Here is a 14240-nt window from a genome sequence, read left to right as displayed (position 1 = left end):
CCTCGTCTTACGGGAAGTACATGATGACTTCTCCTCTAGGGTTGAGTGCCAATTCACTCATTAAAAGATTCTTGACAATCTGCTGCTTCATGCGCTCCTTCATATATTCAAAGCCATCGTAAGCCTCTTGGTAGTATTCTACCAGAGGATTTTTCATAGAGAAATGCTGACCGCTCAAGGCCGTCTTGAGCTGCTGCAGATAGTCTACCTGCTCGACCCAGTTCTCATCAATAGCCTTGAGAACGGAGACCCGTTGAAAATGGGTAAAGAGCTTGTCAGACTTGAGATAGGCTTTCTTTGCCTGCAATTCCTGCTCGGCAATATCCTGCAAGAGCTCTGCAATTTTCTCCGGCGAATAAATATCAAAATCATAAGGAATACGCTCAGCATGATAGCTGAAATGGTCTAAAATAAAGCGATAGAGGTCAGCTCGCGTCTCATAGGACTGCTCATAGGCCGCCTGATGAATGACCTGACTGAGGACACGGCTGATTTCTTCATCAATCCGCTCTTCAGCTTGAATCAGACGATTGCGCTCAGCATAGGTAATCTCCCGCTGAATCTTCATACACTGGGCATATTCCAACGTCATCCGACGGGACATCTTGGCACTGCTTTCGCTGGCTCTCTGGGCCTTAGCTACTAAGCGTCTAAAGCGGCGCTGTCCCAGCTGGACTGGATGCTGCTTAACCTCTTCAGTTGAGTAGTCCTTGTAGAGCTTCTTGAGCCAATCTGGCCCCCACTTCCTGAGCAGATCATCCTCTAGCGAGATGAAGAACTTACTAATTCCCGGATCACCTTGGCGGCCTGAACGGCCACGAATCTGTAGGTCAATCCGCTGGTTCTCCATCCGCTCAGTACCAATCACCACGAGACCACCCAAATCAGCGACACCCGGTCCCAACTTTATATCCGTACCGCGGCCGGCCATGGATGTAGCCACCGTCACAGCACCTTTCTGCCCAGACTCTGCGATGATCTGCGCCTCACGCGCCGCATTGTTGGCATTGAGCAGATTGTGGGCGATGCCTTCTCTCAGCAGTAGGGAAGAGTAAATCTCTGACATCTCCACTGAGCCGGTGAAAATCAAGAGTGGATTGCATTGAGCATGGTAGTGCTTGACCTCGTCCAGAGAAGCAAAGACTTTTTCTGGCAGGGTTTGGTAAAGCTGGTCTGGCAAATCCTGTCGAATAACTGGCTGGTTGGTCGGAATCTTGATGACAGACATGGAGTAAGTTTCCATAAACTCGCTCTCCACCACCTTGCCGGTCCCGGTCATACCAGAGATTTTCCGGAAGAGCCGGAAGAGATTCTGATAAGTGATGGATGCCATGGCACGCGTTTCCTCCGTCAGCTTGACATGCTCCTTGGCCTCAATAGCCTGGTGCTGGCCTCCCTGAAGCCGAGTCATTTCCAGCAGACGGCCGGTTGAGCGGTCCAAAAGTACGACTTCTGCCTCTTTGTCGCCCTGGCGGACAACATAATCCTTGTCCTTCTTGTAGAGCTTGTGGGCCCGCAAGGCTAGATTGAGATGGCGGACCAACTCTTGATTTTCCTTAGAAAAAAGATGCTCCAAGTCAAGAAAAGACTCTGCTGCCAGAATACCTTTGGATGTCAGCCAGACTTCATTTTTCTCGTCATCGTAGTGATAATCCTCTTCTTCTTTCAAAGTCGTAATGAAGGTATCCATGATACCATAGAAGTTTGACTGAACCCGAGGAGCACCAGAGATAACCAAAGGTACCTGAGCGCTGTCTAAGAGGATGGAGTCAATCTCGTCTATGATGACATAGTTGAAAGGACTAAGATATTGGCTATCCTTATTCTCTGCTAGATTTTCAATCAGATAGTCAAAGCCCAAGGCACTATTGGTCGTATAGACAATATCCGCCTGATAAATCAGCCGCTTCTGCTTGGGCGTCAAATTTTCAGTCTCATCAGCTACCACCGCTGCCTCAATAGTCAACCCCAGAAAACGATAGACCTGCCCCATTTCCTGAGCATCCCGCAGAGCCAGATAGGTATTGGTGGTCACCAGCATAGCTCCTTGACCAGACAGGGCATTGAGATAGAGCGGCATGGTAGCCGTCAGAGTCTTGCCCTCTCCCGTAGCCATCTCAGCGACATTGCCCTCATGGAGAACAATCGCCCCCATGACCTGCACATCGTAGGGGAACATGCCCAGCACCCGCTTGTCCGCTTCCCGCACCACAGCATAAGCCTCCGGCAGCAGGTCGTCTAAAGTCTCACCTGCGGTCAGTCTTTCCTTAAATTCCTGTGTTTTCTTTCGCAGTTCAGCGTCTGACAAGCCAGCCATTTCTGACTCAAAGCTCTTGACTTTGGCTAAGATTTTCTTTAAGCGCTGAATTTGAAAATGATTTTTAATCATCAGACTCCTCTATGATTTGGTCAATGTTTAGGCAATGAAACTCTAAGGACTCAACTCCTGCACTCAGCAGCTGAACCTTATAGCTATAGGCTTCGTTTGGGTAGGTAAAGATCATACTCTCCGAACGCTCCACTTGATTGCTGATTTCTTTCTCATAGCGGTCAAAGAAGATGATTTTCAGAAAGACGCTGGATTCAGGATAGGTGGTCATATCTCTAGATAGGCAATAGCAAGCTCCCTTTTTGAGCAAGGGGAGAGCAGGCACCTGCCGGTCTCGCTGATAGTTCCATTTAGAAGACCATTCATGGATGGTCTGGCCGGAGGCCATCAGTTTATTTTCAAAAAATATATGTGAAGGGGAATGAATGATAAGGGTAGTTCCATAGAGATAGGTAAAGTCAGTCATTTTACCAGCTGCCGAAACCCCTCTCAGCTCTCCCCAGTATATGCCCTTTCTTTTTTGAATCTTCATTTCTTTCTCCCAAATTCCTTTTCCAATATCATTCGATAGTAATTCATAAACCAAGACACAGACACAGCTAAGTCGTCATTATGACGTCCCGGAACACCTCTGCTGATCAGCTTGGCCTCGGTCAGATGAAGAGCCGCTACTAAGTCCTCATAGGCCGTCGGATCATAGTCTTCTTCCTTCATATAGGCGATACCAAAGGTCGTCCGGCTGAAATCAGCCTTCTCAACTTTGCGCCAGTAGCGATGATTCAGCTCCTCTACGTGTTCCTGATCTTTGCCACCTGTGTGGAGATGAAGGACGTCGAAAGCTGTTGGAAAGACCTTAGGCAAGTGCAAACGACCACGTTGGGCAATAGTTCCTAGATTTCCCAAGGGCTTGGACAAAACGATAGCTCGCGGACGAAACTCCGAACCATAATAGACAGCACCGTAGGTCCCCATCGACATGCCAGATATGACAAGGTCTCTCTCTGTAAAGCCCAGATAGTCCAGATGCTCTTGGATAATCTCATGAATACCGCTCTCCAGCTCCTGACTGCCTAGATAAAACATACCGCCATCCACGCGCGGATCTGAAAACAAGAGAAAAGGACAGCCCAAACTGCGCATCATCCCAAAGCCCTCAAAGCCTTCCGCCCGACGGTAACCAGAGAAATAAACAGCCAAAGGCGGCTTCAAATCTCCTGGATAAAAGAAGTAATTAATCTCTTGTCGATGGCTATCGCGGAGAATCTTTCCACCCAGGACGTACTTGCCAAACTCATAGCGGGTCAGGCGCTGATGCAGAGCACCAACCTGAATCCGTCCCTCGCCTCTAGCCTCCAGACTGACGCCCAGATAGGAAGTAAAGTCATTGTCCAGAACCATGGATTCCCGCATGTCCTCTTCGGCGAAAATAGTCTCGCGAGCAATGTCCGCAGTCGATCCTTCTTGGATGTTATAGAGGCGCAGCCGCAGTTCACTCTTTCCTTCCTTTTCATACTCAAGCCAGAGCTCAACTGGATTGGAGGCATTGGCCACGACATTGTATTTCCAAGAGAGGACAGGCTGAAAGTCCTGACCAAAGTCACCTTCCAGCTCTAGATTTTCATATCCATTGTAGCAAATCTTCCCGTGAAATCCGGGACTGACCACCATATCAAGCGGGGTCATCTTATCGCCATACTGGCCGGAAAAGAGAGCCTTGGACAGCTTGCGGAGCAGGTCAGCTCGATCGCTCATATCCGTTGGCTGAGCACAGTGACGCTTGAGGAAGTACTCAATATCCGCTTCCTGGGTTTCCTGTTCCTGATCGTAGAAAACTGTATAAGGAATAATCTTGGACTCAATCATAAACAAATCTGGAATCCGACGCAGGTCGTCCACCAGAATCGCATCAAACTTGCCAATCTTATCCATCTCCATGACCTTTTTGATAGCCAGATTGGAGTTAGGAAAGAAATAATACCAGGCCATATTGTCCGGAATGTCAAGCTCCTTGCTCCAGTCGCTTGAGCCAATCTGTAAGATTTTCAGCTTATTTTGCATTCTCAGCCTCCTTGAGCCACTGCTCCCACCGGCCAATCAGCTCCAGACCAGTATTATGATGGATTTTTTCAATGGAATAAATCAGGGCCTGGTTCCAATTTTTCAAACCTTCCAAGTAATAGTCTGCAGCAGTCGGTAGATCAGAGATAGAGTCCAAGATATAGCCATTTTGCAGATGGGTCACATAGTCCGAGCCCACCAGATTGATCTGCGGAATCCCGGCAGAAATCCCAGCAATCTGTGTATAGAGATTGGGCTGCTCACTCAGGTCAATGATTAACCGCGTATCATCCAGCTCCTGAATCAAGCTGAGCTCGTCCGTGATATTCTTAATGGTGAAACGGAGATCCTGCTCCTGATTTTCCAGCAGGGCATTCTCAGCCTGCTCACTGCGGCGGTAGTTCTTGACAAATTCATAGAGATTCAGATACTCATCAATAACCTCCTGCACCTTGTTCTCCACCTTTTGGATTCCTTCCTGCCAGGCATTGTAAACACCGATAGTCAGCTCTGTATCCGGATGCTTGGCCACATAGTGGAGAACCTTGAAGATGGCATAGTCATTAAGCCCTTCTTCCAGATTAATCTGATAAAAAATCTTGGATTCACGACGACGCTGGCTCTTGCCCAGCTGCAGACGGGTATCAAAAGGCGACAGGTAATGCACCTTCTGAGCCAGTCCAGGCAGGTAACGCTGAATAACCTTCTTGAAATCCATACGGTCAGTTAAGACTAAATCTGCCTGCTTCAAATCTGCTTCTAGAGCTGACCAATCCACTGTATGATTGCGCTCGTGGAAAAAGCTGAGAATGACTTGAACCTGCTGGGGCAATAAGCGCAAAATGGCTTGAGTGTATAAGGGATGCGTTGCTAGGACAAACCGGCTGTCAGCTCTTGCATTACGCTCGATATAGTGGCCCAATTTCTCCAAGATCAAGTCAGGCATCTGCTCATACTCCAGCTTATCAAAGTCCAGTAAGTAAGCAGGATTGACCTCTACCCGGCAGTCGTCAGGCTTCAGATGCTCACGAATCCGCCAGTCACCATCCGGCTGCAGGTAGTCCTGATAAAGGGGCTGCCCCTCTTCATAATAGGTGATACTGGAGACAAAGCCCCGATCATCAAAGATATAAAACTTCTCCAGCTGGTCATCCTTGAAAAACTTGATGAAGCTGATAAAGCCTTCTACTCCAAACTCGACATGGGCATAGAGCTGTCCCTGCCTGCGGACCATGATTAGAAAGGGCGTATAGACAAACTCGCAGTCTGGCTCCCAGTCCAGATCCTTGATTTGCAAGACCTGCATTTCTTTAGACTGGATTCCCTGAATCTCATCAAAGACCGAGTAATAGTCCGTCTCAAAAATATCCTGCCGATGCAAGAGGTAGCGGGCATGCGGCATATAGGCTGGTAAAAACAGCTGAACTGGCAGATTTTCACTTTGGAAAATCCGAATCTGATGAATCGAGTCATCAAACTCCAGTCGCTGCATGGAGCGGTACCAAGGGACAATATCCCGGTGCCAAACCCGATCCCCACTGCCACTCCATGAAGGAATAAAGTAATACATAGTTTCTCCTACAACAATGAACGATAACGGTCATTAAGCGTCAAGGCATCCACCTCGTCCTTAATAGAAAAGACCATCCCGATAAAAATCATAAAAATCCCCGGAATCATACTGAGCCGCAGATAGCGAATGTCCAGAAGGACTACCATCATGGGCAGGCCAGAAATCAGGATAAGATAGAAAGCCCCCACTAGAGCAAAATAGGTCACCAAACCATTGATATACCGGCGGGTTGCTCCTCCCGGATAAACATTTTCAATATACTCTCCACTCTTTTGCATCCGCTCAGCAATCTGGTCGCCGCTGATATTGATAAAGGCGAAGGCCAGTGCCAGGATGAAAATAGTCAACAGATAGAGGATAAACCAAGCTGGACTTCCCATAGACAGCCCTTCTATCCATTGATCAATCAGCTGATTGTCTGGCTGAAGAAAGTGGATAATCAAAAGGAAATACTGGGGAATGCTGACCAAGGTCATAGCGTACATAATCGGCATCCCACCAGCAGGATTAAGACGAATATCCAGATAAGAGTATTTCTTAAAACGGTTATGGATATTGATCTTATTGACTGGGATTCGGTACTTGGACCGCTCAACTGTAACAGCCAGATAGAGAAAGACTAGGCTGAAAACCAGCATCAAGGCCAGCCAAAGTGAAGAAATCTTCAGCTCCTGAATGGAGTTCCAAATATCCTGCGGAATGTAGGCAATCATGCTGGCCATGACAATCATGATGGAGCCGCCAAGTCCCATGGCAGCATTCAAATCCGTCAGCCAGATAAGAAAGTAGGTCCCAGCCATCAAGACCAAGGTATCTAAGACCATAATCGTAGTCATATCCACCCCACCTGCTTCTTGCAGTGGCAGGTTTAGGACCAGGGCCACCGACTGAATCAAGGCAATGACCAAGGTCAGCAGCATCCGCCGCCTTTCCTGCACTTCCATAGGCAGCTTACTCAAGCCTAGGCGCTTGGACACAGCAAACATCTGCCAGATCAGCATAGAGGACATCCAAGGAGACAGGCCGACAGAAAAGAGAGACATACTGCGCAGATTTCCCCCCATCAGGGCTGTCGCATAGTTCAAGGTCGTAGAGGTTCCGTCCATAGCAGCTGCCTTACTCATATCGACGAAAGGCAGGGTCAGCTTGGTTCCCAAGACATAGATAAATAAGAAAAATAAGGTCCACAGAAACTTCTTGATAATGACCGGTTTAAAAAATGACTTCACACTGACTCCTCATGACGATGGCTGAAAAAGCTCTAAGATAAGACTTCCATCACCGCATCTACTAAGACTTTTTTGCTAAAATAACCTTCCTTGAGCAGGAAAGAGAACTTTCTAACCCGCTCGACCATAGCCTGATACTCCTCGGCAGTCAAATTTTCAACAATCCGACTGGCCTCTTCCAGACTGCCTACGACAAAGCCCAGACCGCGCTCGCGGATCAGCTCTGCATTGGACAGGTAAGAAGGGACGATGACCGGAATCCCAGCTGCCAGATAAGTGGCAGACTTATGAGAGATATTGAGACCATAGTATTCTGGCTCGTCCGCTGGATTTTCCTCAACGCCCCAGACCAGACCCAGACCACCCTTGGACAGCTCCAAGAGCAACTCTGGCCGGCTGACCCAGCCGCGATAGCTGACATTGGCCTCTGGATTTAACTCTTCCTCAGGCGAAAAAATCTCCAGCGGCGTAGCATAAGACCAATTAATCAAATGTGGAAAACGCTCCACACTTCCTGCAAAATACAGCTTAGGTGCAAACTGAGGCTGGTGCAGAGGTAAATCATAGGGATGATCCCACATGCGTTGGACCAAAATCTTGCCCACAGTCAGCCCCTCTGCCAGAAGCTTGTCTCGCATCTGCTCAGAAGGCACGATGACCGCATCTGACTGATTGTACATGTCGATATACTCCGGCATCAGATAGTAGTTTGACGGGAACATCAGCGGCGGCACATCATGGATAAAGGTAATCAGCTTAGCCTGCAAAATCTTCAGTTTGCTGATAAAGGCCTGGTCAAACTCCCGGCCATTCCAAGTCGGCGACTGATAGATAACCACATCGCCATAGCCCACACTAGCCATGATACCGTCCAGACGACGACTGAGCTCCGACTGGCTATCGCTGTAAATATCGTAAAAATAAAAACTCAGTTCATTGAAGCCCAGCTGCTTGGCTAGCTTGGTCACATCATTCTGGGCAATCAAAGCCGTACTCTGGCCAGACATACCGTATAGATTGGTAATATTAACTTTCATATTCTTTTTCTAATCTTCATTCCTGAGCCAGATTGGCAACAATCTGACTGTCATAAGCTTGGTCGTCTCTAAACTCAATATCCTGATCAAAGTTGTGCTCAGCCGTATGCTTGTGCGACAGCTTGACCTTGTGGCTAGCCCCCATCTGGAACCATTCATACTCTGAGTCAATATGCCCAATATCCAGCGCCCGATAACCTTCCTGAACCAGATCATAGACCAAGACCTTGGCCGTCGGACCCAGCATGGTCAAAATCAAACGATTATCCGCATGCTCTCGAACAGCCTGCTTGATGGCCTCCAGCTTGCTGTAGGCATTGCGCGAAGGACAGATAATCCGCTTGATGGACCTAGCTCCGTCAAAAAGGTCATTGCCCACACCAGAGCGAGAAGTCAAGCCCTCTACGATCAAGAGGTCCTTGTCCTTCCATAGCTGCTTAAGCTTTGCAAAATAGCCCGCAGACGGCGTCTTATCTTCCAAGTCAATATAAGGACGGGAAATAAAAGTCGAGCCGTACCAAGGTGCTTGGCAAATCTCTTGATAATCTGACAAGTGATAATACAAGTGAACTTTCCAAAAATTCTGGGCATCAATAGAATAGCGCTCTAGCCCTGTAAAGACATCGGACAGACAGACCATCAAACGCTCATCGCTCTCCATAGACATGATTTCTCTCAAGCGTGCTGACAGCTCTGGATCGTATTCCTGATAGACGATACCACGACCTGCAATCAAATCCATCTCCCCATCTCCAAAGCGAACTACTGAAGCACCTTTCTCCAAGAGATAATCCAGCGACTGGTCGATAGAGAGTACAGAAATCTGCCGCTCTTCAGGATTGGCCAATCTTAGCTTCTCAATAGCCTGCACCATGACTTCAGGGTTATCAGCTGGAAAGACTTCCTGCCCCTGCTGGCCATGGACTGTGCTGTCAAAGGCAAAGACTGGCTTGCCAGCAGACTTAAAGCGGGCAATAATATCCCCGACCTCATCACCGGCATTGATATCCAGCAGCAACTGAGACTTGGCTTCTAGCGACTCCAAGAGAGCCGGAATACCAGCAATATCTGAGCTGACGTTGACATTAGGATACTGGAGCAGACGCGTGATTGGCTCTGCTACCACTACCGGTGCCGCAATGTAGAAATGACAGGCAGGCAGGGCTTGAATCAGATAGTTGATATGCATCAGGTCACAAGAGTAGGTGTAGACTAGGCAGGACAGACTTGAGCCCTCTTCCCCTTCCACCATCTTTTGAGTCAGGGCTCCGACTGGAACCTGCATATCCGACCAATCCAGTCCCTGATAGAACCACCAGACCTCACGATAGATGGACTGGGTATACTCTTTCCAAGGCTTTCGCTCGGTCAGATAGTGAATCACAGGCGGATAGAGACCTTTTTCTGGCTCATAGTCCGAAAAGGTCGTGTGCAGCGTAATACAGTTATAAGCAAAAGGCAGCTCCATCCAGCGATTTTCAAAAAGCATATTGAGAATGCTTTGGTCACCAGACGGTACCTTGTCATGCCATTCATTGGTCAGTTCAATCAAACGTTGGCGAATATTTTCTCGCTTCCAAAGGGCATTATTGATTAATAAGAACCCAGCATTAAAGATATGCTGATGAAAATACACATGCCCACCCAGATCCTTGACCGCAGCAAGTGGTGCATCTCCAAGTTCTGTTTCAAATAGGGAGCTTAAATCCCGCGTGACAACGATATCGCAATCCAAATACAAAGCCTTGTCTTCCTCAACAAAATCCGCTACAAAATAGCGCAGGAAAACAGTATAACTAATATCTGTTTTAAAATTTGATACCAGCGAAGCAGACACCCGAGCATTAACGATCTGGCAGTCCAGCTTGGCCAGCTTTTTCCGCATGCTGACAAACCACTCTGTTGGAAAGTCACTGTTGATGACATAAAACTTGATAAAGCGATTGTGGCAGACGATGGACTTAATGGTGGTTAAGACCTGCTCACTATAGGCAGCATTAGCCGCCAACACCACAGCCCGAAAGGCTTGCGGCTTCTCTTTTTTCATCAGACTGCGCAGCTTTTCCACCATTTCCTGTGGATTTTCATGCGGAAAGACCAGTTCTTCGTTTTCATTTTTCTTAGTATTGTCAAAAGCCAGAACTGGCTTGTCAAGTGCCTTGAAACGACTGCTCAGCTGATAGTGCTCGCTTCCATGGTGAATATCCAAATAGACCTGGCACTTATCAATGAGCTCATCCAGCACAGCATGAATAACCTGCGGATAAAGATGGATGTTCTCATACTGGTTCAAAGATTGCAGATAAGCTCCCATCTCTGTGTAACAGGCGATGTGAAAATCAACCCTAGGCAAGGACTGGGCTAAAAACTCTATCTGCTCTAACTCCTGTACATCTGTCAGGAGCATGCAGTTCAGAGATGCCTGCTCCCAACGGTCTTGCATCTCAAACTCTCCCCGATGATGGGCTGAAATCTCCGCCAAGCTCAAGGCCTGAAAGTCCCACCAAAGCTGACGATAGCGATAGCTAACTTCCGAGTTCCAAGGCTTGCGGAAGGTTGTATAGTGGATAATCAGAGGTTCCTGATCCAGCTCAAAATGACCATTCCAGCCGCTGTAAAAGGCCACTAAGTCATGGCCTACCTGCAGATTGTAAATCTTATCCAAGGGCAGCCAATCCTGAGCCAGCACATGATTTAAAACCGTCTGATCGCCGTTGAAATCCTCCATCTGGCCAGACTGGACCAAGCCCATGATGCGGTCCGTTTCCTTGATAAAGGTCTCCTGCAGCTGCCTTTCTTTCCAAGCTCGATTATCAATTAGCAGAACGCCAGAGTTAAAGCCATAACCGCCGGCATCTCCAACCGCTGCCACAAGCTTACCTTCCAGAGGAATATCAAATAAAGGTTGCAAATCTCTATTGACCACCAGATCACTGTCCAGATAAAGGACGCGCTCCTCTGCCACAAACTGCGGAATGAAATAGCGAGCATAGGCTGCTGAGCTGATATGGTCCTGAGTCAGCCACTCTGGACTGATCATCACTTGGTCCAAGCTGATATTAATTAGTTCACTATCCAGCTGCTCGGCCAGCTCATTAAAATCACGAAACCATTCGTCGCTCAATCCCTGATTGAAAACATAGATTTTTACATTTTTATTGTAATATAAAATTGACTTAATTGTAGTCGAAACTTGCTCCTGATAGGCCTGATCCCCAACCAAAACAATCGTTTTCATTTCTTCCCTTACTCTTTCATTTCATAAACTCTAAAACATCATTTCTATACTTGATATTATATAAAATATTGTCCAAAAAATCTATATTCTCAAGGACTTTCCTGCAGAATAAAGGACACTTTTTTCTACTAAATTGTCAAAAAAACAGGAAGTTGTCAAAACTTCCTGTTTCTATTGCCTCTCGGTTTCTTTTTACTAATTCCTAGTCTAGGATTTTAGGAAGCAAGCACCAGAAATTATCAAGTTAATTCCCTTACGACTTACTCTGCCCATCACTTCCACAGCTCACTAACTGAGTGAACTTTTGACGGACTAAAAGATAAACTGATCGGCTCTATTTACTGTTACTCCTCAGAGTCGCTTTTCTTTTTACGTCTCTTGAAGGCCAAGCCCAATGCTCCTAAGCCTAAAGCTAGGATGGAAGCCTTGCTCTCCGTTTCCCCTGTCTGAGGCAGACGACCTCTGGAAATCAGATCCAGCTCAGACTGTCTTGCTGAAGCGGACAGACTTTCAGATGTGCTCTGACTAGCTGACAGACTCGTCGACAGGCTTTCCGATACAGACTGACTGACACGGGCAAGCTCGCTGAGACTGACTGCTGCTGACAGTGACTCGCTGGTAGAAAGGCTTAATGAGTAGAATTCCTTCTCATGAACCAGATCCAGCTGACTATGCAAGACTGAAGTGCTGGTGCTCAGTGAGGTAGACTCGCTGATTGACTGAGAATTGCTAATCAAAGCACTTTCCGAACCAGACAGGCTAGCCGAAGTACTTGCGGATTCTGAAGCACTTACTGAAGCGGATTCGCTTGCGGATACAGACGCGCTCGTCGAAGCGGACTCACTTGCACTTACGGATGCACTCGTCGAAGCGGATGTACTTGCACTTACGGACGCGCTCGTTGAGGCTGATTCACTTGCACTTACGGATGCACTCGTCGAAGCGGACGTGCTGGCACTTACGGACGCGCTAGTAGACGCGGACGTACTTGCGCTCACTGATGCACTCGTAGAAGCTGATTCACTTGCTGATACGGATGCGCTCGTGGACGCGGACGTGCTGGCGCTCACGGATGCACTTGTCGATGCAGACATACTTGCAGATACTGAGGCGCTGGTCGATGCAGATTCGCTCGCTTTCGCAGATGAGCTAGTTGATGCCGACGTACTTGCACTTACTGAAGCACTCGTCGACGCTGACGTACTTGCGCTCACTGACGCACTCGTTGATGCAGACGTACTTGCGCTCACTGACGCACTCGTTGATGCAGATGTGCTGGCACTTGCTGATACACTTGTTGATGCAGACATACTTGCTGAAACTGAAGCACTCGTCGACGCGGACGTACTTGCACTCACAGATGCACTCGTTGAGGCTGACGTGCTGGCGCTGACTGATGCGCTCGTTGAAGCGGACGTGCTTGCAGATACTGACGCACTCGTCGACGCGGACGTACTTGCACTTACTGATGCACTTGTTGATGCTGATTCACTTGCACTCACTGACGCGCTGGTGGACGCTGACATGCTGGCACTTACCGACGCGCTCGTGGACGCCGATGTACTTGCGCTTACTGAGGCACTCATTGAAGCTGAGGTACTTGCACTTACAGAGGCGCTCGTTGAGGCGGACGTACTTGCGCTTACTGAGGCACTCGTCGATGCCGAGGTGCTGGCAGAAACAGAGGCACTTGTTGATGCTGAGGTACTGGCGGATACAGACGCACTTGTTGATGCTGAGGTGCTTGCGCTTACTGACGCGCTCGTTGAAGCCGAGGTGCTTGCGCTTACCGACGCACTCGTCGACGCGGACGTACTTGCGGATACAGACGCACTCGTCGACGCGGACGTGCTTGCGGATACAGATGCACTCGTCGATGCGGACGTACTTGCGCTCACTGATGCACTTGTCGATGCAGACGTACTTGCACTTACGGACGCACTCGTCGACGCGGACGTACTTGCGCTTACTGACGCGCTCGTGGACGCGGACATACTTGCACTTACTGACGCACTTGTCGATGCTGAAGCACTTGCGCTTACTGAGGCACTCGTCGACGCTGATTCACTCGCTTTCGCAGATGAGCTAGTTGAAGCCGACTCACTTGCACTCACTGACGCGCTGGTGGACGCTGACATGCTGGCACTTACCGACGCACTCGTAGAGGCTGAAGTACTTGCGCTCACTGACGCACTTGTCGATGCGGACGTACTTGCACTCACTGATGCACTTGTTGATGCTGATTCACTTGCACTCACTGACGCGCTGGTGGACGCTGACATGCTGGCACTTACCGACGCACTCGTAGAGGCTGAAGTACTTGCGCTCACTGACGCACTTGTCGATGCGGACGTACTTGCACTCACTGATGCACTTGTTGATGCTGATTCACTTGCACTCACTGACGCGCTGGTGGACGCTGACATGCTTGCTGAAACTGATGCACTTGTTGATGCAGATGTACTTGCGGACACGGATGCGCTAGTAGACGCGGACGTACTTGCGCTTACTGATGCACTCGTTGAAGCGGACGTGCTGGCTGATACAGATGCACTCGTCGACGCAGACGTACTTGCACTTACTGACGCACTCGTTGATGCCGACGTACTTGCACTCATAGACGCGCTGGTCGATGCAGACGTACTTGCGCTTACTGACGCACTAGTAGACGCGGACGTACTTGCGCTCACTGATGCACTCGTTGAAGCAGACGTACTTGCGCTTACTGACGCGCTCGTTGAAGCGGACGTGCTGGCAGATACGGACGCGCTCGTTG

The 14240-nt window shown here is 48.6% G+C and carries 8 protein-coding genes; all 8 read right to left on the bottom strand.

Annotated features, from left to right (window positions below):
• Nucleotides 1-7: 7 nt before the first annotated feature.
• A complete protein-coding gene (gene secA2, locus K1I80_RS10935; RefSeq protein WP_223313875.1) occupies nucleotides 8-2389 on the bottom strand; it encodes an accessory Sec system translocase SecA2 in 2382 nt (793 codons plus the stop codon).
• Nucleotides 2382-2861: an accessory Sec system protein Asp3 gene (asp3, locus tag K1I80_RS10930; RefSeq protein ID WP_223313874.1), complete on the bottom strand. Its 480-nt coding sequence runs from the start codon at nucleotides 2859-2861 to the stop codon at nucleotides 2382-2384. The genes secA2 and asp3 overlap by 8 nt, the downstream gene beginning before the upstream one ends.
• Nucleotides 2858-4387, bottom strand: coding sequence for an accessory Sec system protein Asp2 (asp2, locus tag K1I80_RS10925; protein ID WP_223313873.1), 1530 nt, complete (start codon nucleotides 4385-4387; stop codon nucleotides 2858-2860). Before asp2 ends, asp3 begins: the two co-directional genes overlap by 4 nt.
• Nucleotides 4377-5957 carry an accessory Sec system protein Asp1 gene (asp1, locus tag K1I80_RS10920; protein ID WP_223313872.1) on the bottom strand — a complete coding sequence of 527 codons (1581 nt, stop codon included), beginning with the start codon at nucleotides 5955-5957 and terminating at the stop codon, nucleotides 4377-4379. The genes asp2 and asp1 overlap by 11 nt, the downstream gene beginning before the upstream one ends.
• 8 nt (nucleotides 5958-5965) lie before the next feature.
• On the bottom strand, nucleotides 5966-7189 hold the full coding sequence (gene secY2, locus K1I80_RS10915; RefSeq protein ID WP_223313871.1) for an accessory Sec system protein translocase subunit SecY2: 1224 nt from the start codon (nucleotides 7187-7189) through the stop codon (nucleotides 5966-5968).
• Nucleotides 7190-7221: 32 nt separating this feature from the next.
• Nucleotides 7222-8226, bottom strand: coding sequence for a sugar transferase (locus K1I80_RS10910; RefSeq protein ID WP_223313870.1), 1005 nt, complete (start codon nucleotides 8224-8226; stop codon nucleotides 7222-7224).
• 16 nt (nucleotides 8227-8242) lie between these two features.
• Nucleotides 8243-11464 carry an SP_1767 family glycosyltransferase gene (locus K1I80_RS10905; protein ID WP_223313869.1) on the bottom strand — a complete coding sequence of 1074 codons (3222 nt, stop codon included), beginning with the start codon at nucleotides 11462-11464 and terminating at the stop codon, nucleotides 8243-8245.
• A 344-nt stretch (nucleotides 11465-11808) separates the two neighbouring features.
• Entirely contained in the window at nucleotides 11809-14082 is a 2274-nt protein-coding gene (locus K1I80_RS10900; protein WP_457654963.1) for an LPXTG cell wall anchor domain-containing protein, read from the bottom strand.
• Nucleotides 14083-14240: the final 158 nt, after the last annotated feature.

It is taken from the genome of Streptococcus sanguinis, from assembly GCF_019929225.1.
Lineage (GTDB): Bacteria > Bacillota > Bacilli > Lactobacillales > Streptococcaceae > Streptococcus > Streptococcus sanguinis_J.
This window is presented reverse-complemented; position numbering and strand designations above follow the sequence as displayed.